Below are 17,401 nucleotides of genomic sequence, written 5' to 3'. Positions count from 1 at the left end.
ATCGATAAAGTCTGCCGTTCCGGCGCGTCTTTCAATTGAGATTTCAGCCGGAACAGTTTAGAAAATCTCAAATGGCCATGCTCAACCGCGTCCATCTCAACGGCCTTCGCGCCGTCGAAACCGTTGCCCGTCTCGGCTCGCTTGCGGCGGCCGCCGGCGAGCTCAACGTTTCAGTCAGTGCCGTCAGCCAGCAAATAAGCCGCACCGAAAAGCAGCTCGGCCAGGCGCTGTTCGAGCGCACGGCGAGCGGTCTGGTGCTGACCGAGTTCGGCACAGTTTTCGCGGCCCGCCTTGGGGCCGGATTTCGCGAGCTTGCCCAGGCCGTGGCGCTGGCCGACGAAGCGAGCCAATGCACATTGGTCGTCTCGGCGGCTCCGGCCTTCGCTTCGAAATGGCTGCTGCCCAGACTGTCACGTCACTTCGACCGGCATCCCAATGTGCTGCTGCGCATCGACGCGTCGGTGCGGCTGGCCAATCTCGATCATTCCGACGTCGACATCGCCATCCGGCTTGGCGACGGCAAATGGTCCGGCGGGCAGGCCGAACTGCTCCTGGCGCAGGAAGTGTTCCCGGTCTGCGCGCCTGCAATCGCCCGGAAACTGAAATCGATCGAGGACCTTGCCCAGACCTGCGCCATCACCGACGAGCGGGCGATGATCAACTGGGAGAGCTGGTTCGCGGCCGCCGGTGTTCCGCCCGTCACCTTCCAGAAGGGCGCGCGCTTCACCGACCCGATGCTGTGCCTGGAATCGGCGATTGCCGGCCATGGCGTGATGCTGGGCTGGCAGTTGCTGACGGCGGATGCGCTGGCCGACGGGCGGCTGGTGGCGCCGTTCGGGATCCGCGCCCAGAGCGGGCTCGGCTACTGGCTGGTGACGGCTTCGGCCAAGACGGAGAGCCGCAAGGTCCGGGACTTCAAGGCCTGGATCAAGGAAGAGATCGAGGCGACGATGGCGCAGTTCGGATCACTCGAAAGCGCAGCCTAGAGCCTGTTCCGTCCCGATGGAATCGGGATAGGGCTCCGTCTCTTTTGGTCGACCATGATCTTTTCGGAAAGCCGGTTCCCACTTTTCGGGACCATGGCCTGTACTGGCCCAGCGCAATCGCGGTGGAAAGGAGGGTGGCGCCGGTCTATGTAAGGTATCGGACCTCACATCATGGCAGGCAGGATCATGACCACACATTCGCGCGGCGTTTCCGCAACGATCGACCCGGTGAAGCTCGACAGGCTGGCGGAGGTCGCCATCAAGGTCGGCCTGCAATTGCAGCCCGGCCAGGATCTCGTCCTGACCTCGTCGATCGCGGCATTGCCTCTGACCAGGCGGATCGTCGAGCATGCCTACAAGGCCGGCGCCGGTCTGGTGACGCCGATCTTCAACGATGACGAGATGACGCTGGCGCGCTACCGCTTCGGCGCCGACGCCAGCTTCGACCGCGCCGCCGGCTGGCTCTATGAAGGCATGGCGAAGGCTTTTTCCAACAATGCGGCCAGACTTGCCGTGCGCGGCGAGGATCCCTCGCTGTTGTCGGCGCAGGATCCGGCCAAAGTGGCGCGCGCCAACAAGGCCAATTCCATGGCCTATCAGCCGGCACTGGAAAAGATCACCGGCTTCGACATCAACTGGAACATCGTCGCCTACCCGGATCTCGCCTGGGCCAAACAGGTGTTTCCCGATGATGCCGACGATGTCGCGGTGGCGAAGCTCGCCGATGCCATTTTCGCCGCCTCGCGGGTCGATGTGGAAGACCCGATCGGCAATTGGAAGGCGCACAATGCAGCGCTTCGCGGCCGCACCGAATGGCTGAACGGCCATAATTTCCACGCGCTGCATTTCACCGGACCCGGCACCGACCTGACGGTCGGGCTGGCGGACGGCCATGAATGGATGGGCGGCGCATCGACCGCCAAGAACGGCATCACCTGCAATCCCAACATCCCGACCGAGGAGGTCTTCACCACGCCGCACGCCAGGCGCGTCGAGGGGCATGTCTCCTCGACCAAGCCACTGTCCTACCAGGGCACGCTGATCGACGAGATCTCGGTGCGGTTCGAGGAAGGCAGGATTGTCGAGGCCAAGGCGTCGAAGGGCGAGGACGTGCTGAAGAAGGTGCTCGACACCGACGAGGGCGCGCGGCGTCTCGGCGAAGTGGCGCTGGTGCCGCATTCCTCGCCGATCTCGGCCAGCGGCCTTCTGTTCTTCAACACGTTGTTCGACGAAAACGCCGCGTGCCATATCGCGCTCGGCCAGTGTTATTCCAAATGCTTCGTCGACGGCGCCTCGCTCAGCCAGGACGAGATCGCCGCGCGCGGCGGCAACAAGAGTTTCATCCACATCGACTGGATGATCGGCTCGGACAAGATCGACATCGACGGCGTCCACAAGGACGGCAGGCGCGTGCCGGTGATGCGCAAGGGCGAATGGGCCTGAGGGTTTCGGCGCAGGGAGGTCGAATGGCTTTCGACCTGATGGTCAAGCGGATCTACGAGCCGCCCGCTGCCGATGACGGGCAGCGGGTGCTGGTCGATCGCATCTGGCCGCGCGGCATCAGCAAGGAGCATGCCGCGCTGGCGCTGTGGCTGAAGGAGATCGCGCCCAGCGATGAGCTGCGCAAATGGTTCGGGCATGAGCCCGCGCGCTGGGCGGAGTTTCGGAAGCGGTACGGGGCTGAACTGGACGGGAATGGCGAGGTGGTGGCGACGCTGCACGGCCTGCTTGGCGAGGGCAAGGTGACGCTGCTCTACGGCGCTCATGATGAGGCGCACAACAATGCGGTGGCGCTGGCGGAGTATTTGAGAGGACAGTAACCTGCCCTTCGCCATGGAATGACGAGGGGATAGGTGCGGTGCGGCCTGCCGAGCCCTACTTCACCGCCTGCTCATAAACCTCCGGCTTGAAGCCAACCAGAACCTGGTCGCCGACCTCCAGCACCGGCCGCTTGACCATCGTCGGCTTGGCCAGCATCAGCGCCTTGGCCTTCTTTTCATCGAGGCCTTGCTTGTCCTTGTCCGTCAGTTCGCGGAATGTGGTGCTGCCCTTGTTGAGCAGCTTTTCCCAGCCGACCTTGCCGACCCAGCCATCCAGCCGCTTCGCGTCCAGCCCCTCCGCGCGGAAATCGTGAAAACGATGGGCCACGTCATGGCTCTCCAGCCAGACGCGCGCCTTCTTGACCGTGTCGCAAGTGGTGATGCCGTAGATCGTGATCGTCAAAGCGCGCTTCCCTTGGACTGACAAGTCGAATCCGTCCCACAACCTAAAACCGCCCTTCCCGCTTTGCCAGCGCCCCGACCCGCATCTCCTGAATTTTTAGGCTTGCCAATACTAAGGAATTTTCCTAAGTATTTTCCAAGCCACTTTTGGCGACACCGCAGGACCGACCAATGACAAGCCTTCAGACCACCAATCCAAGTCCTCCGCCGATCGATGGCATCTTCCGCGCGCTTGCCGACCCGACGCGGCGGCGTGTGGTCGAGCGGCTGAACAGAAGCCCGGCCTCGGTCAGCGAACTGGCGCAGCCTTTCGAGATGGCCCTGCCCTCCTTCATCGAGCACCTCAAGGTGCTGGAAGGCTGCGGGCTGGTGCGATCGGAAAAGAACGGCCGTACCCGGACCTACCAACTGGCGCCCGAACCGCTGCAGCTTGCCGAGAACTGGCTGGCCGAACAGCGCACGCTGTGGGAGCGCCGCCTCGACCAATTCGACGCCTATGTGATGAGCCTCAAGGAGCAGGAAAAATGACCTATCCCTTCAAGCCGGATCCCAGGCTGGACCTCGTGCTGGAGCGCGTCGTCGACGCGCCACGCGAATTGTTGTGGCGGGCTTGGACGACCCCGGACCATGTCAAGCAGTGGTTCACGCCCAAGCCATGGCTGATCACCGATTGCGAGATCGATCTCAAGCCTGGCGGGTTGTTCCGGACGCGCATGCAGTCGCCCGATGGCAAGGAGACCAACGACCGCCATTGCTGCTATCTCGACATCGTGCCGAACGAGCGGCTGGTGTGGACGGATGCGTTGCTGCCGGGCTATCGGCCGTCAGGCGACCCCTTCATCACCGCGGTCATTTCCCTCCAGCCGGATGGCCGGGGCACGCGCTACACCGCGACCGCCATCCACCGCGACGAGGCGACCCGCAACAACCATGAGGAGATGGGTTTCTTCGACGGCTGGGGCACGGTGGCCGATCAGCTTGCGGCGTATGTGAAGACGATTTGAACCTCTGAGATGGCGGCCAGGAAACCGTCCCGGCCGCCATGCCTGCTTCTCGATCCTGTAGCGAGGAGCAGACTCCGAAGCCGAAGCTTCCGGTCTCAGTAGTAAAAGCGCTCTTCGGTGATCTTGCCGTTCTTGACCGTGTACAGGCCAACCTCATCCATGGTGACACGCTGGCCGGTGGCCTTGGGCGTTATGTCGAACGTGAACCGCACCGCGAACTGGTCGCCATTGACATACGGCCCTTCGACCGAGCCGCCATGGACTTCGTGGTTCTCCTGCCACCACTGGCTTTTCTGCCTGAGAGCCTCCTTGCCGTGGCTGACGGCCATTGGCCCCTCCATGGCTTCGTAACTGGCTATGTCGTCGGCATTGTATTTTTCGGCGGCGCCGTCGTGATCGCCCTGCTTGAGGAGCTCGGTGAAATCCTTGGCAATGTCCGTGATGGTCATTTTGTGTTCCTCCTGTTCAGACGCACTGCAATTAGGGAAGAGCCTGCCCGTCTGCCACCTGTGCTCACATGACAGCTGACAAGGCGTGTCAGGACGATCGATATAGCGCGGCTCTGTGAGGACGAATTGAGGGAGGGCGATCGGCGGCCTCGGTTGCAGACACAAGCCAATTCCGCAATGCTAGGTGCATGTGCAACCTCTACAACATCACCACGACGCAAGAGGCGATCCGCCAATGGACGCGCGCATTGCGCGATATCAGCGGCAACCTTGAACCTTCCGTTGACATCTATCCCAATCAGCCCGGCCCGGTCATCCGCAATACGGCGGATGGGAAGCGTGAGCTTGCGAACCTGCTTTGGGGATTGCCAACGCCACCAGAGCGCATGAAAGGCAAGGCCGACTACGGCACGACCAACGTTCGCAACCCACAATACTCGCACTGGCAACAGTTTGTCGGGGTCGAGCACAGATGCGTCGTGCCGGTCACCAGTTTTGCCGAACCCAGCCCGACACCGAGCGACAAGGACCCGGAAACGGGCATCCAGCGCAATTACTGGTTTGCCCGCGACGAAAGCCTACCGCTGTTCTTCTTCGCTGGGTTCTGGACCCAGTGGCAGGGCGTACGAAAGGTCAAGGACGGACCTGGCGACTTTGAGTTGTTTGCCTTCATGACAACCAAGCCTAATGCTCTCATCGCGCCGATCCATGAGAAGGCTATGCCCGTGATCCTGACCACGACGGAAGAGACCGAGGCCTGGCTGACAGCGCCGTGGGCAGAGGCGCGGCATTTGCAGAGAACAGCGCCAGACGCCGCGTTGGTGATCGTTGAGAAGCCAGCCACGCAAATCAAGTTTCCGCAGCAGGCTCCGGCCCAAGGATCCCTGTTCTAGGTTGATCGAGTTGAAGGCCGCGTTCTTCACTCCTCGTCTCGCCATATCACACGGCGAACCATGCGGATTTCGACAAGGCGTCTGACACGAATTTTCAAGCGCTCGGCAGCACTCGGCAGAATTATGTCGGCATCAAGCTCGCGAAGCTTGCAGCGCTCGCACCGCATATGCCGTTCGACATCCCAAAAGGGAATGTCACCGACAAGCTTTGCCAGGTCGCCGGGCAGATAGTGCCGGATGATGTTGCAGTGCCGGCATCGGACACGAATGAGTTGCCCGACTTCGTGCGCGAGGCATAGGGTTTGCACATTTCGGCGCGGTCGGGTGCTCATTTCCGGCATCAACTAATTTAGGAATGTCTTCCTAGATTAGTCAATTCCTACTTATTTCCATGGCCGTTTGTTAACATGTCGATCAGACCAGCCCGCACGAAACCGTGCGACGACCTTGCGAAGGTGGATGAGGCTAGCCCGGCAGCATGGGGCAGTTGGCGCCGCGGCGCAGGCTAATATGCGCCACGTCGCCAATGCTGAATTGAAACCCCTCGGCCTGGCGCGGTGCATCGATCACCACCGGCAACCCCTGCCCCAGTTCAGCATGCAGCCGCAAGGTACGGCCGTGGAAGACAATGCTGTTCACCCGCGCCGGCGCGGTTCCTTCGGCGGCCTCGGTGGCGGCCAGCAAATCCTCAGGACGCACGCCGATGGTGCGCATCTCGCCTTCGCCGGGCGGTTGGCCGGTTTCGGAGGTGGCCTCCAGCGGCAGAGCGCCGGCAGCGAAGCGCAAACGATCGCCATCGCGGCCGACAAAGCGCGACCGCAGGAGGTTCATGGTGCCGATGAAGCTCGCCACGAACGTCGTCGCGGGCCGGTCATAGAGCGTCGCCGGCGGCGCGATCTGCTCGATGCGGCCCTTGTTCATGACGACGATGCGATCGGAGATCGACAGCGCCTCGGTCTGGTCATGGGTGACCATGACGAAGGTGGTGCCGAGCCGCGACTGCAGCCGCTTCAACTCGACCTGCATCTGTTCGCGCAGATGCGCGTCGAGCGCCGACAGCGGTTCGTCGAGGAGCAGCACACGCGGCTCGCAGACGATGGCGCGGGCAAGCGCGACACGCTGGCGCTGGCCGCCCGACAGTTCGGAGACACGGGCGCGGAGCTTGTCGGCGAGACCGACCATGTCGAGGGCTTCACCGACACGCTTCGCCTGCTCGGTGCCGGAGAGTTTGCGCAGCGACAGGCCGAAGCCGACATTATCGGCGACGTCCATATGCGGAAACAGCGCGTAATCCTGGAACACGGTATTGACCGGCCGGTCGAAGGGGCGAAGTGCGGTGATGTCGCGGCCGTCGAGCAAGACCTTGCCGCTCGACGGGCTTTCGAAGCCGGCGATGACGCGCAGGCTGGTGGTCTTGCCGCAGCCGGAAGGCCCAAGCAGTGTGATGAACTCGCCGCTGATAATGTCGAGATCGACGGCATCGAGCCCAACGATGCCGCCCGGGAAAACCTTGGAGACCGCCTGCAGCCGGACGAGTGGATCAGGCGCCATCGCGAACCTCGGAGGGCTTCGTGGTGTTGACCCACAGGATCTGGCACTGCTCGGCGCCGCGATTGCGGAAAGCGTGCAACAGCGTGCTCTTGAAGGCAAAACTGTCGCCGGTCTTCAGCCCGTATTTTGTCGAATCCACCACCAGCTCGACCTCGCCCGAAAGCACGTAGCCGAATTCATGGCCGGCATGGGCGTAGGCTTCGGCCGTGCCGCCACCGGCCTCCACCGTCACCAGCATGCCGGTGAGCGTCGCGCCCGGCGGCGACAGCAGCGCCTTGGCGATGCCTTCCGACTTCACCGGAATGGAGCGCCGCTTGTCGGCGCGCACGCAATAGAGATCGTTGACGGCCTCGTCGCCATCGGCGATCAGCGCCGAAGGCTCGATGTCGAGGGCGGCGGCGAGCGGCCAGATCACCTTGACGCGCAGCGAAGACATGCCGCGCTCGATCTGGCTCAGCGCACCGATCGACACGCCAGCTTTTGCCGCCAGCTCGGCCAGCGACAGGCGCCGCTCCAGCCGCAGCGCCCGCACGCGGCGGCCGACGCGCACATCGGCATCGTCTTTGGTTTTTTCAGATGCCTCGTCAAGCATGTCCATGCATCGGTCCTTGTTGTCTCCTCATATCGACGCGGGCACAGCGCCGCCAAGCTCCCCCTCTCCCCCTGAGGGAGAAGGCGACAGATTAGGGGTGTTCCAGCGAAGTGAGACGTTGCGTTTCCTGGATTACCCCTCATCCGTCTCGGCGCTGCGCGCCGATCCACCTTCCCCCACAAGGGGGGAAGGAAGAATCAGCCTCACCCGCCAGCCTTCACTTTCTCGAACATCTTGGCCACATCGTCATTCTGTTTCATCGGTCCGGTGAAGATGGTGCTCTTCAGCATCACCTCGGGGTCGGACGGCAGTTGCAGTTTCTCCAGCTCGTCCTTGGCCACCCCGGCGAAGGCAGTGCTCAACGAACTGCCATAGCCATAGGACTGGATCAGGAATTTGCCCGAATCGGCGTCCAACCGGCTGTTGATGAAATCATAGGCGAGATCGACATTCTTGGCGTCCTTCAGCATCACGAAGCCGCAGGCCCAGGTCAGCATGCCTTCTTTCGGCTTCATGAACTCGACCGGCACGCCCTGCTTCTTCAGCGAGGTGGCCGACGCATTCCAGGTCATGGCGGCGACCAACTGGCCGCTGGCCAGCGCCTGCTCGACCGACGTCATGTCCGTGGTGTAGCTCGACAGCAGCGGCCGCTGCTCGCGCAGTTTTGCCGCGACCTTGTCCATCTGTTCAGGTGTCATGTCGAACGGATTCACCCCGGCCAGAAGTGCGGCAACGATCGGCGTGTCGTGCACGGCGTCGATGGTCGCCATGCGGCCGGCATATTGCTTGTCCCAGAGCAGGTTCCAGCTTGCTTCCGGGTTCTTCACCAGATCGGTGCGGTAGAGGATCGAGGTGTTGCCCCAGTCCCACGGCACCATCCAGACCTTGCCGTCGCCGGCCTGCAGATCGGGCAGGTTCTTGAACACCGGAAAGATCGAATCCCAGTTCTTGATGCGCTTGGTGTCGATCGGCTGCAGCAGGCCTTCCTTGTTCCATCGCGCCACCTTGTCGTAGCAGGGATGCGCGATGTCGGGCCGGAAGCCGGCCTTGACCTTGGTGAAGGCATCGTCGTCGTCGCCGAAGATCGAGGCCTCGACGCCATCGGGGTGCGCGGCGAGGAAGCTCTTGTTGAAGTCGGGCAGCTCGTAACCCGACCAGGTGAAATACTGCAGCTTCTCGGCGGCCGGCGCCACGGTCGACGACAAAGCGAGCGCCAGCGCGGCGAGGCCGGCGCGGACCTTGTGTCCGCTTATCGTTGTCAGGTGGAATGTCATTTTCGTTCTCCTCTCATTGTTATGGTCAGGCTGGATTGCGGCGCGCGGCACCGAGCCCGCGATGGCGCAGGAACTCGGCGGTGCCGGCGATAATGAAGGATACGGCCAGGATAACCGTTCCCAGCGCCATGACGGTCGGCAGCGAGCGGGGGAAGCGCAGCTGGCTCCAGATGTAGAGCGGCAGGGTCGGCTCGGTTCCGGCAAGGAAGAAGACGACGATGAATTCGTCGAAGGAGATCAGGAAGGCCAGCATGAAGGCCGACAGCACGGCGGGCAGGCTGAGCGGCAGCATGACCCGCCGGAACGTCGTCCAGTCGGAGGCGCCGAGATCGAGCGCCGCCTCGCGAACCGACCTTGGGATGGCTGCGAAGCGGCTGCGCATGACGACCACGGTCGTTGGCAACGCCACCAGTATGTGACCGAGCACGATGGCGACGCGCGATGGCCCGAGGCCGATGAGATTGATCAGAATCAGCAGCGATATGCCGACGATGACACCGGGAATGAGGATCGGCAGCCGGGCGATGGCGCTGATCGTGGCGGCCAATGGCGAACGGCCATAGAGGTCCATATAGGACACGGTGATGCCGCACAGCGTGGCGCCGGAAGCGGCGATGGCGCCGATGACGAGACTGTTGACGAGCGCGCCCGACAGCGCCGGATTGCCATAGAGCGTCTCGTACCATTGCAGCGTGAAGCCCTGCAGCGGAAACGCCGCCTGGATGGAATCGTTGAAGGAAAACAGCGGGATCAGTAGCACCGGCAGATAGAGGAACACCAGATAGGCAAGCACGTAGAGGCCGAGCCAGCGGCCATCCCGTTTCGTGCCGGCGCGTTCGGCTTTCATGTGCGGCTGCCAAATCTGCGGTCGGCGCCGCGCGCGACCAGCACCACGACGAGGATGACCAGCATGACGCAGACCGAAAGCGCGGCGCCGAACGGCCAATCATTGGCCTTGCCGAACTGCGACTGGATCAGCGTGCCGATCATGGTGCTGGCCGGGCCGCCGACCATGGCTGGCGTGACATAGTCGCCGACCGTCGGCACGAAGACGACGAGCGCCGCGGCCAGCACGCCCGGCATCGAATTGGGCAGCACGACGCGGCGGAACGCGGTGAACGGCCGCGCGCCGAGGTCGGAGGCAGCCTCGAGCAGCGATTTCGGGATCGTATCCAGCGCCACATAGATCGGCAGGATGGCGAAGGGCGCATAGGCGTGGGCCAGCGTGACGACCACGGCGGCCGGCGTGTTGAGAAAGGCCAGTGTCGGCTCCGACCAGATGCCGCTTTCGATCAACGCCGAGTTCAGGACGCCATTATAGGCGAGCACGATCTTCCAGGCGAAGACGCGGAGCAGATAGCTGGTCCAGAACGGCAGCGTCACCAGGAACAAGAGCAGGCCGCGCCGGCGCCCGGCATGGAAGGCGAGATAATAGGCGACGGGATAGGCGGTGACGACGGTTGCCAGCGTCACCAGGCCGGCGATGACCAGCGAGCGCAGCGTCACCGTCCAGTAGAGCGGATCGGTGGCCACGGTGACGAAGTTCTCGACGGTCAGCCCGACGCCGAGCAGCGAGCCGTCATTGCCGCGGAAGGCGAGGAACAGCACCAGGCCAAGTGCGAACAGGATCAGCAGGAAGGTGACCAGCGCCCCCGGCAGCAGCATGGCGAACCGGAAGCCCGATGAAGACCGGGACTCGGGCACTTCCGCTGCAACTAGGGTCGACATCGACCTGCCCACCAATTTTGAAATTGGCTAAGACTTTTTCATATTCATGAAAACTGTCAAGCGGAATCCGGCTTCCTGAATTGGTCGCCATCAACGTTCCAGCGATTGCCGGAACGCCTGGGGCTTTGCCCGAAATGGCCGAAAGGCGGTAGCCGACCTGGTCAGCCTGCCGTTCCCGGCCGCGTTGGCTGGGTCATCTCATCCGAACCGTTTGGTCGGTGCGCCTCGAACGCCTGTACGCACCGCGAACAACCCGCCCTCCTGCGGGTTCGCCCGCAAATGTCTCTCGCTCATGGTAAACCGCGCCGAAGTGACGAAGAGGATATCGAAGTTCTCGCCGCCGAAAGCACAGCTCGTCGGCCAGCTGCAGGGCAGGTCCACCACTCTGTCCAGAACTCCGTCGGGTGAAATGCGAACCACGCAGCCGCCCCCCGCAACGCGACAGTTCCAGATATAGCCTTCCGCATCCATGCACGACCCGTCCGGCAGGCCGCGTGGAAAATCCGGGAAGAAAGGGCGCCTTTCGGTTATTCGCGACCGCACCCTGTCCCAGTGATAGCGAAAGATCTGGTTCTTCGTCGTGTCCGCCGTGATGAACGTATCATCCGCTGTCCAGACCATCGTATTGGTGATGCCGAAGCGGTCGGCACTGAGCGCCTCGACAATGCCGGCCATGTCGACGCGATAGATCCGCCCCGCATCTCGCGAAATATCGCGCGGACTATCGTCGGCGCCGATGTTGTTTTCCATGGTGCCAACCCAGAATGAGCCGTCCGGGGCGACCACGCCCTCATTCAACCGTGTGTCAGGGCTGTCCGGTTCGATCGTCGCGATCGTCCTGAAGGCTTCTGCGAAATCCCACAGAGCCACATCCTTTCGCAGCCCGACGATCGCGCCACCGTCCCTGCGCAGGCCAATCGAGGTTGCGAGGTCCGGTGTCTGCCAGCTCTGGTGATCGCGAGTGACCGGATCGAGCTGGTGAATGCGCCGTCCGATGATGTCCACCCAGATCAGTGTCTTCCTGTTGTCGTCCCAGAGCAGGCTCTCACCGACGATATCCCGGGCATCAAACATGAAGCCTGGCTGCTTTTCTTCGCTACCCACTGCCCTTCCTCTCCCAAATGTCGCGCGGTCAACCGCTATTGACAGACAAGATTTCACAAAGATATAAACATTTCAAGAAAACATGTCATACAGGTTTTGAGCAAATGGTAAGCGATCGCGGCATAGGACCTGACGAGACAAATCCCGGGCTGGTGAGCGCCGCCATTCAGGCCATCACCCAACACATCCGTGTTGAAGGTCTTGGCCCTGGCGACCTCTTGCCCAGTGAGGCCGACATGACCCGCAAGCTCAGTGTCTCGCGGACGGTGGTGCGGGAGGCGTTTCGGTCGCTGTCGGCGATGCGCCTCATCGACATGAGCGCCGGCCGGCGCGCCAGCGTTGCCAAACTCGACATTGGCGCCATGTCGATGGTGATCGAGCACGGCGTCACCACCGAACAGATCAGCATCCAGCAGGTGTATGATGTGCGCCGCACCATCGAAATGCGCACGGTGGCACTCGCCGCACTCCGGCGGACCGACGCAGAGGCGGCTGAAATACAAAAATGCGCGCAGCTGATGCGCGAGAACTACCGTGCGCCCGAGATCGTCATGGAACACGACATCGCATTCCATGAAGCGATCGCGCGAGCCTCTCACAACCCGGTATTTTCGTTGATCATCAACGCCTTCAGCGGTGTCACGCGACGCACCTGGGTGATCGGCTGGCGTACGCGCGCAACCGAGGAAGAGCAGATCAGGATGATCGAGGGGCACGCAGATATTGCTCGGGCGATCGTCGCGGGGAACCCGCAACTCGCCGCCGAACATATGGCCGCGCATTTCGACAAAAGCGTCAAGGCACTGATCGATGCGGGGATCGCATGAAAATCCGCTCGATCGAGACCATCCGCATCGAAGAGCGGCCCAATCTGCTCTGGGTCGAGGTGCATACAGACGAGGGCATCACCGGCCTTGGCGAAACCTTTTTCTTGGCCCGCACGGTTGAGGAATATGTCCACGAATATGTCGCGCCACGCGTCATCGGCCGCGATCCGCTGCAGATCGACCTGCTTTCCGCCGATCTGGTCGGCTATCTCGGGTTCCGCTCAAGCGGGGTCGAAGTCCGCGGCAATTCCGCCTTCGACATCGCGCTCTGGGATATTTTCGGCAAGGCCATGAACCAGCCGATCGCGCAGCTCCTGGGAGGCTTTTCGCGGCAGTCCATCCGTACCTACAACACCTGCGCCGGTACCGAATACATCAAGGACGGCAAGGGACAGACCACCGCGAATTATGGTCTCGGCACGAGGCAGGGATACGACGACCTGAACGGATTTCTCCACCGCGCCGACGAGTTGGCGGCGGAGCTGCTCGAGGACGGCATCACGGCCATGAAGATCTGGCCTTTCGACCATGCCGCCGAGAAAAGCCGGGGGCAAGACATTACCGCCACCGACCTCAAAGCCGCGCTGCAGCCTTTCGAGAAGATCCGCAAAGCTGTCGGCGACAAGATCGACATCATGGTCGAGTTCCACTCCATGTGGCAGCTCCTGCCCGCGATCAAGATCGCCAAGGCCCTCGGACCTTATGGCACGTACTGGCATGAGGATCCCATCCGCATGGACAGCCTCGCCGATCTCAAGCGCTATGAGGCCGCGAGCCCGGCACCGATCTCGGCGTCGGAAACCCTGGGCAGTCGCTGGGCATTCCGCGACCTTCTGGAGACGGGCGCCGCGGGCATCGTCATGCTGGACATTTCCTGGTGCGGCGGACTGTCCGAGGCACGCAAGATCGCCGCGATGGCGGAGGCCTGGCATTTGCCGGTCGCGCCGCACGACTGCACAGGGCCGGTGGTCCTGGCGGCGTCCACGCATTTGTCCCTCAACGCGCCCAACGCACTCGTACAGGAGAGTGTGCGGGCATTTTACAGGACCTGGTATCGCGACCTCGTGACCGCGCTGCCGGAAGTCAAGGACGGCATGATCACCGTGCCGCCTGGCCCCGGCCTCGGGCTGGAGCTCAATCCCGACCTCGGTCGGGCCTACACCGTCCATCGCCGTGTCTCCGACAAGGCGGACATCTGAAGAACACTCAACGGGAGGAATAGAAATGAAACGACTGACTGCAACGCTTTTGCTCGCCACGACGCTGCTTGCCGGGCCTTCCGTCGCCAGCGCCGACGGGCTCAACATCGTCTTTACGCACCATTCGTCGGCCTCGAACACCTTCTGGCAGGCGGTGAAGAAGGGCTTTGACGATGCCTGCGGCAAGGTCGAGGCCAAGTGCAACATGATCTTCACCCAGACCGAAGGCTCGGTCGAACAGCAACTCGCCAACATGCGCGCCGCGCTCGCGGCCAAGCCGGATGCCCTGCTGACCTCGATTGTCGACAACAAGGCGTTCGACGACGTCATCAAGGAGGCGCGAGATGCCGGTGTCGTGGTGATTGCCGTCAATGTCGATGACACGGAAGGCGCCAAGGGCAATGCGCGGCAGGCCTTCATAGGGCAAGGTTTCAAGCCGGCGGGCTATTCGCTCGGCAAGGCGATTTCCGAGAGCTTCCCGAAAGAGGGGCCAATCAAGGTCCTGGTCGGCATTTCCGCACCCGGCCAGAACTGGTCCGAAAGCCGCGGCGCGGGCGTGATGCAATTCCTGGAAGAGTACAAGGCGGCCCACCCCGACCGCCAGGTCTCATGGGAGCGGATCGACAGCGGAACCGACCTTGCGATCACGTCCGACCGTGTCGGCGCCTATCTCAACGCGCATCCCGACACCACAGCCTATTTCGACACCGGCTTCTGGTGCGCGGGCGTTGCGCGGTCGCTGCAGGACCGCGGCGTCGCGCCGGGCAAGGTCCTGCTTGGCGGTTTCGATCTGGTGCCGGAAGTCCTGCAGCAGATGCAGAAGGGCTACGTACAGGCTTTGGTGGACCAACAGCCCTACATGCAGGGCTTCATGCCCGTCATGGAAGCCTACCTGAACAAGAAGGTCGGTCTGGCCCCCTCCGACATCGATACGGGTCAAGGCATTGTGCGCCCGGATCAGGCCAACGCGATCATGACGCTTTCCTCGCAAGGTCTGCGTTAAGCCCACGCCCGCCATGTGTTCACCCGGCGGTGTTCGCACTGCCGGGTGGTCCCTTGCCTCGAATTCCTGGAGCCCTGCCTTGAAACGCCTCTTCAAGACCTATCTGGAAAAGCCGGAACTGGCGGGACTGATCCTGCTGGTGCTTCTGGTGGTGATTTTCGAGATCCGCTCGAATGGCGTATTCCTCAACCAGGATAACCTTCGCGGCATACTCGGCATTCTGCCGGAAACGGGCCTCGTCGCCATCGGCGTCACGATCTTGATGATCAGCGGCGAGTTCGACCTGTCGGTTGGATCGGTGTTTGCACTGATGCCGATGTGCATGGCGGTCCTCATGGTCGAAGGGGTGCCTTTCCCCCTTGCCTTGCTGGCCGGGCTTGTCGTTTGCGCGGTGATCGGATTTATCAACGGCTATGTGACGATCTGGTTCGAGATCCCGAGCTTCATCACCACGCTCGGCATGCTTTTCATCGCCCGGTCGCTGACGATCGTCGTCTCGGGCGGGTTTCCGCCCTTGCTTCCCGCCGATCTGCCGAACTGGCTGTTCACCTCGTTCGTCGGCCCCGGCAACATGTTCCGCATGTCGTTCCTGTGGTTTGCGGGAATTGCCCTGCTGACGTCATTGATGCTTTCCAGAACCAATTTCGGCAACTGGATAAAGGCCACCGGCGGCTTCCACCCGGCTGCCGCCTCGATGGGCATTCCGACCGCGAGGGTAAAACTCGCATGCTTCGTGCTTTGCTCGATGCTGTCGGGTTTCGCCGGCATGTTGCAAGTGCTGAGGCTGGGCTCTCCTTTGCCTTCGATCGGCGAAGGTCTGGAACTCCAGGCGGTCGCCTCGGCGGTTATCGGCGGCGCTTCGCTCGCAGGCGGCATCGGCACGGTCGCTGGCGGCATCATCGGCACGATCCTCATCCGTATCATCGACAATGGGCTGGTGCTCTCCAATGTCGACGCGAACTGGTTCAAATTCGCGATCGGCTTCCTGACCATTTTCGCCGTCGTCGCCAATGCCTGGATGCGCAAGCGCGCCAAGGCGATCAAGATGGAGGGCTGAGCCATGGAAGACGCAATCATCTCCGTCCGCAATCTCCACAAATGGTATTCCGGCGTCCATGCGTTGAAGGGCGTGAGCCTCGACCTGAAGCGCGGCGAGGCACTTGGGCTGGTCGGCGACAACGGCGCCGGCAAATCGACGCTCATCAACATTCTGTCAGGCGTCCATACCGCCGACGAGGGCGAGATCCTGGTCGAAGGCAGACCGGTGCGGATCGCCAGGCCGCGCGACGCGATGAACCTCGGTATCGAGACCATCTACCAGTACAATTCGATGGTTCCCACCATGTCGATCGCCAGGAACCTGTTTATCGGCCGCGAGCCGACGCTGTTTTCCGTGTTCGGCGTCGGCATACTGGATCAGAAGAAGATGGGCAGCGAAAGCATCAAGGCGATCGCCAATGTCGACCTGCATCTGCGCTCGCCCGACGCACTGGTCGGTGAACTGTCAGGCGGCCAGCGGCAGGGCGTCGCCATCGCGCGGGCCATGCACTTCAAATCGAAGGTGATGATCCTCGACGAGCCGACCAATCACCTTTCGGTCAAGGAGACCAGCAAGGTCATCGGCTTTGTGCGTGGATTGAAGGCGCAAGGGGTGACCGGCGTCTTCATCAGCCACAACATGCACCACGTTTTTGATTGCTGTGATCGCGTGGTCGCGATGGCGCGCGGCGAGGTCGTGCTCGACAAACGCATCGAGGAAACCTCAATCGATGAAGTCCATAACGTGCTTTGAGGAGCGGGAACGGTGATGACGAACCTTTCCGGTAAAGTTGTGCTCCTCACCGGTGGTCTGGGTTCGCTCGGCCGAGCCCAGGCTGCCGCGCTTGCTCGCTCTGGTGCGCGCGTGCTTTTGCTTGATCGGCCGGAGAATGCGGAAGGGCCTGGAATCGCAGCGGAATTGGCGGCGGCAAACAAGGGTACGGTCATCTACGTCGGTTGCGACTTGAACCGGCTGGCCGAAGCCGAGTCAGCGGTCAAGGCGCTCGCCGACGAGGAAGGCACGATCGACATTCTGATCAACAACGCCGCACTCATCATCAACCGTCCGTTCGAGGAATTCTCACTTGGCGAGTACGAGGACCAGATCCGTGTGAATTCATCGGCCGCCTTCGCGCTGGCGCGCGCCTGCGCCCCTGGCATGAAGAAGAAGGGTCAGGGCAGGATCGTCAATTTCTGCTCAGTGACGCTGAACGGCCGCTGGGAGGGCTACGTGCCCTATGTGGCCTCGAAGGGCGCCATGCTGGGACTCACCAAGTCGCTGGCGCGGGAATTGGGGCCATACGGCATCACCGTGAACGCGGTGTCGCCCGGCGCCGTCGTTTCCGAGGCAGAGGAGCGCGTCTTCGGAGAACGGCTCGAGGAATACAATGACTGGATCCTCACCAACCAAAGCCTGAAGCGACGCATCGAGCCGCAGCATATCGCCGATCTCGTGCTGTTCCTCGTCTCTCCGGCCTCGGACATGATCAGCGGCCAGAACATCAACATCGATGGCGGATGGTAGCCAGAG

Annotated in this window: 21 protein-coding genes; 13 read left to right on the top strand and 8 right to left on the bottom strand. The window is 62.3% G+C overall.

Going from position 1 to position 17,401, the window contains the following annotated elements; all coding sequences use genetic code 11:
- Window positions 1-71 precede the first annotated feature (71 nt).
- The 3 genes from QQK95_RS07055 to QQK95_RS07045 all read left to right on the top strand — a co-directional run bounded on the left by QQK95_RS07055 (window position 72) and on the right by QQK95_RS07045 (window position 2,806).
- Window positions 72-986: a LysR substrate-binding domain-containing protein gene (locus QQK95_RS07055; RefSeq protein ID WP_284270307.1), complete on the top strand. Its 915-nt coding sequence runs from the start codon at window positions 72-74 to the stop codon at window positions 984-986.
- Between the two features lie 186 nt (window positions 987-1,172).
- Window positions 1,173-2,429, top strand: a complete 1,257-nt coding sequence (locus QQK95_RS07050; protein ID WP_284270305.1) for an aminopeptidase — start codon at window positions 1,173-1,175, stop codon at window positions 2,427-2,429.
- A gap of 23 nt (window positions 2,430-2,452) precedes the next feature.
- On the top strand, window positions 2,453-2,806 hold the full coding sequence (locus tag QQK95_RS07045) for a DUF488 domain-containing protein (RefSeq protein WP_284270303.1): 354 nt from the start codon (window positions 2,453-2,455) through the stop codon (window positions 2,804-2,806).
- Between the two features lie 55 nt (window positions 2,807-2,861).
- Here QQK95_RS07045 and QQK95_RS07040 read toward each other — a convergent pair whose 3' ends face one another.
- Window positions 2,862-3,209 (bottom strand): ArsC family reductase, encoded by a 348-nt coding sequence (locus QQK95_RS07040; protein WP_284270301.1) that lies wholly within the window; start codon window positions 3,207-3,209, stop codon window positions 2,862-2,864.
- Window positions 3,210-3,379: 170 nt separating this feature from the next.
- On the opposite strand from QQK95_RS07040, the gene QQK95_RS07035 reads away from it, so the two are divergent.
- On the top strand, window positions 3,380-3,736 hold the full coding sequence (locus tag QQK95_RS07035) for an ArsR/SmtB family transcription factor (RefSeq protein WP_284270299.1): 357 nt from the start codon (window positions 3,380-3,382) through the stop codon (window positions 3,734-3,736).
- Window positions 3,733-4,212 carry an SRPBCC family protein gene (locus tag QQK95_RS07030; protein WP_284270297.1) on the top strand — a complete coding sequence of 160 codons (480 nt, stop codon included), beginning with the start codon at window positions 3,733-3,735 and terminating at the stop codon, window positions 4,210-4,212. Before QQK95_RS07035 ends, QQK95_RS07030 begins: the two co-directional genes overlap by 4 nt.
- 95 nt (window positions 4,213-4,307) lie before the next feature.
- On the opposite strand, the gene QQK95_RS07025 is transcribed toward QQK95_RS07030, so the two are convergent.
- Window positions 4,308-4,661: a nuclear transport factor 2 family protein gene (locus QQK95_RS07025; RefSeq protein ID WP_284270295.1), complete on the bottom strand. Its 354-nt coding sequence runs from the start codon at window positions 4,659-4,661 to the stop codon at window positions 4,308-4,310.
- A gap of 188 nt (window positions 4,662-4,849) precedes the next feature.
- Here QQK95_RS07025 and QQK95_RS07020 point away from each other — a divergent pair, with 188 nt between their 5' ends.
- Window positions 4,850-5,554 (top strand): SOS response-associated peptidase, encoded by a 705-nt coding sequence (locus QQK95_RS07020; protein WP_284270293.1) that lies wholly within the window; start codon window positions 4,850-4,852, stop codon window positions 5,552-5,554.
- Between the two features lie 167 nt (window positions 5,555-5,721).
- Window positions 5,722-5,853 carry a hypothetical protein gene (locus QQK95_RS07015; RefSeq protein ID WP_284270291.1) on the top strand — a complete coding sequence of 44 codons (132 nt, stop codon included), beginning with the start codon at window positions 5,722-5,724 and terminating at the stop codon, window positions 5,851-5,853.
- A gap of 166 nt (window positions 5,854-6,019) precedes the next feature.
- Here QQK95_RS07015 and QQK95_RS07010 read toward each other — a convergent pair whose 3' ends face one another.
- The 6 genes from QQK95_RS07010 to QQK95_RS06985 form a co-directional block, all read right to left on the bottom strand.
- A complete protein-coding gene (locus QQK95_RS07010; protein WP_284270289.1) occupies window positions 6,020-7,105 on the bottom strand; it encodes an ABC transporter ATP-binding protein in 1,086 nt (361 codons plus the stop codon).
- Window positions 7,095-7,703: a cupin domain-containing protein gene (locus QQK95_RS07005; RefSeq protein WP_284270288.1), complete on the bottom strand. Its 609-nt coding sequence runs from the start codon at window positions 7,701-7,703 to the stop codon at window positions 7,095-7,097. The genes QQK95_RS07010 and QQK95_RS07005 overlap by 11 nt, the downstream gene beginning before the upstream one ends.
- Window positions 7,704-7,900: 197 nt before the next feature.
- Window positions 7,901-8,971 carry an ABC transporter substrate-binding protein gene (locus tag QQK95_RS07000; RefSeq protein ID WP_284270286.1) on the bottom strand — a complete coding sequence of 357 codons (1,071 nt, stop codon included), beginning with the start codon at window positions 8,969-8,971 and terminating at the stop codon, window positions 7,901-7,903.
- 25 nt (window positions 8,972-8,996) lie between these two features.
- Window positions 8,997-9,818: an ABC transporter permease gene (locus QQK95_RS06995; RefSeq protein ID WP_284270283.1), complete on the bottom strand. Its 822-nt coding sequence runs from the start codon at window positions 9,816-9,818 to the stop codon at window positions 8,997-8,999.
- A complete protein-coding gene (locus tag QQK95_RS06990) occupies window positions 9,815-10,699 on the bottom strand; it encodes an ABC transporter permease (RefSeq protein ID WP_284270281.1) in 885 nt (294 codons plus the stop codon). The genes QQK95_RS06995 and QQK95_RS06990 overlap by 4 nt, the downstream gene beginning before the upstream one ends.
- 198 nt (window positions 10,700-10,897) lie before the next feature.
- Window positions 10,898-11,773 (bottom strand): SMP-30/gluconolactonase/LRE family protein, encoded by an 876-nt coding sequence (locus QQK95_RS06985; protein ID WP_409371661.1) that lies wholly within the window; start codon window positions 11,771-11,773, stop codon window positions 10,898-10,900.
- Between the two features lie 134 nt (window positions 11,774-11,907).
- Here QQK95_RS06985 and QQK95_RS06980 point away from each other — a divergent pair, with 134 nt between their 5' ends.
- The 6 genes from QQK95_RS06980 (at window position 11,908) to QQK95_RS06955 (ending at window position 17,395) form a co-directional block, all read left to right on the top strand.
- On the top strand, window positions 11,908-12,630 hold the full coding sequence (locus QQK95_RS06980; protein WP_284270562.1) for a FadR/GntR family transcriptional regulator: 723 nt from the start codon (window positions 11,908-11,910) through the stop codon (window positions 12,628-12,630).
- Window positions 12,627-13,829: a mandelate racemase/muconate lactonizing enzyme family protein gene (locus QQK95_RS06975; protein ID WP_284270277.1), complete on the top strand. Its 1,203-nt coding sequence runs from the start codon at window positions 12,627-12,629 to the stop codon at window positions 13,827-13,829. The genes QQK95_RS06980 and QQK95_RS06975 overlap by 4 nt, the downstream gene beginning before the upstream one ends.
- Window positions 13,830-13,854: 25 nt before the next feature.
- On the top strand, window positions 13,855-14,832 hold the full coding sequence (locus QQK95_RS06970; protein WP_284270275.1) for a sugar ABC transporter substrate-binding protein: 978 nt from the start codon (window positions 13,855-13,857) through the stop codon (window positions 14,830-14,832).
- Window positions 14,833-14,911: 79 nt separating this feature from the next.
- Window positions 14,912-15,889: an ABC transporter permease gene (locus tag QQK95_RS06965; protein ID WP_284270274.1), complete on the top strand. Its 978-nt coding sequence runs from the start codon at window positions 14,912-14,914 to the stop codon at window positions 15,887-15,889.
- Between the two features lie 3 nt (window positions 15,890-15,892).
- On the top strand, window positions 15,893-16,624 hold the full coding sequence (locus tag QQK95_RS06960) for an ATP-binding cassette domain-containing protein (RefSeq protein ID WP_010914799.1): 732 nt from the start codon (window positions 15,893-15,895) through the stop codon (window positions 16,622-16,624).
- Between the two features lie 15 nt (window positions 16,625-16,639).
- The gene (locus QQK95_RS06955; protein ID WP_284270265.1) at window positions 16,640-17,395 is read left to right on the top strand and encodes an SDR family oxidoreductase; all 756 of its coding nucleotides are present in this window, start codon (window positions 16,640-16,642) and stop codon (window positions 17,393-17,395) included.
- Window positions 17,396-17,401 lie beyond the last annotated feature (6 nt).

This window comes from Mesorhizobium huakuii (genome assembly GCF_030160235.1).
GTDB classification, from domain to species: Bacteria; Pseudomonadota; Alphaproteobacteria; order Rhizobiales; family Rhizobiaceae; genus Mesorhizobium; species Mesorhizobium huakuii.
Note: the sequence above shows the minus strand (reverse complement) of the source record. Positions and strands in the feature narration are given on the sequence as shown.

What these genes read in the sequence shown, in the direction of transcription:
- QQK95_RS07055 (WP_284270307.1), top strand. Translation starts at nt 72, where the DNA reads ATGGCCATGCTCAACCGCGTCCATCTCAACGGCCTTCGCGCCGTCGAA.
- QQK95_RS07050 (WP_284270305.1), top strand. Translation starts at nt 1,173, where the DNA reads ATGACCACACATTCGCGCGGCGTTTCCGCAACGATCGACCCGGTGAAG.
- QQK95_RS07045 (WP_284270303.1), top strand. Translation starts at nt 2,453, where the DNA reads ATGGCTTTCGACCTGATGGTCAAGCGGATCTACGAGCCGCCCGCTGCC.
- QQK95_RS07035 (WP_284270299.1), top strand. Translation starts at nt 3,380, where the DNA reads ATGACAAGCCTTCAGACCACCAATCCAAGTCCTCCGCCGATCGATGGC.
- QQK95_RS07030 (WP_284270297.1), top strand. Translation starts at nt 3,733, where the DNA reads ATGACCTATCCCTTCAAGCCGGATCCCAGGCTGGACCTCGTGCTGGAG.
- QQK95_RS07025 (WP_284270295.1), bottom strand. Translation starts at nt 4,661, where the DNA reads ATGACCATCACGGACATTGCCAAGGATTTCACCGAGCTCCTCAAGCAG.
- QQK95_RS07020 (WP_284270293.1), top strand. Translation starts at nt 4,850, where the DNA reads ATGTGCAACCTCTACAACATCACCACGACGCAAGAGGCGATCCGCCAA.
- QQK95_RS07015 (WP_284270291.1), top strand. Translation starts at nt 5,722, where the DNA reads ATGCCGTTCGACATCCCAAAAGGGAATGTCACCGACAAGCTTTGCCAG.
- QQK95_RS07010 (WP_284270289.1), bottom strand. Translation starts at nt 7,105, where the DNA reads ATGGCGCCTGATCCACTCGTCCGGCTGCAGGCGGTCTCCAAGGTTTTC.
- QQK95_RS07005 (WP_284270288.1), bottom strand. Translation starts at nt 7,703, where the DNA reads ATGGACATGCTTGACGAGGCATCTGAAAAAACCAAAGACGATGCCGAT.
- QQK95_RS07000 (WP_284270286.1), bottom strand. Translation starts at nt 8,971, where the DNA reads ATGACATTCCACCTGACAACGATAAGCGGACACAAGGTCCGCGCCGGC.
- QQK95_RS06995 (WP_284270283.1), bottom strand. Translation starts at nt 9,818, where the DNA reads ATGAAAGCCGAACGCGCCGGCACGAAACGGGATGGCCGCTGGCTCGGC.
- QQK95_RS06990 (WP_284270281.1), bottom strand. Translation starts at nt 10,699, where the DNA reads ATGTCGACCCTAGTTGCAGCGGAAGTGCCCGAGTCCCGGTCTTCATCG.
- QQK95_RS06985 (WP_409371661.1), bottom strand. Translation starts at nt 11,773, where the DNA reads ATGTTTGATGCCCGGGATATCGTCGGTGAGAGCCTGCTCTGGGACGAC.
- QQK95_RS06980 (WP_284270562.1), top strand. Translation starts at nt 11,908, where the DNA reads ATGGTAAGCGATCGCGGCATAGGACCTGACGAGACAAATCCCGGGCTG.
- QQK95_RS06975 (WP_284270277.1), top strand. Translation starts at nt 12,627, where the DNA reads ATGAAAATCCGCTCGATCGAGACCATCCGCATCGAAGAGCGGCCCAAT.
- QQK95_RS06970 (WP_284270275.1), top strand. Translation starts at nt 13,855, where the DNA reads ATGAAACGACTGACTGCAACGCTTTTGCTCGCCACGACGCTGCTTGCC.
- QQK95_RS06960 (WP_010914799.1), top strand. Translation starts at nt 15,893, where the DNA reads ATGGAAGACGCAATCATCTCCGTCCGCAATCTCCACAAATGGTATTCC.
- QQK95_RS06955 (WP_284270265.1), top strand. Translation starts at nt 16,640, where the DNA reads ATGACGAACCTTTCCGGTAAAGTTGTGCTCCTCACCGGTGGTCTGGGT.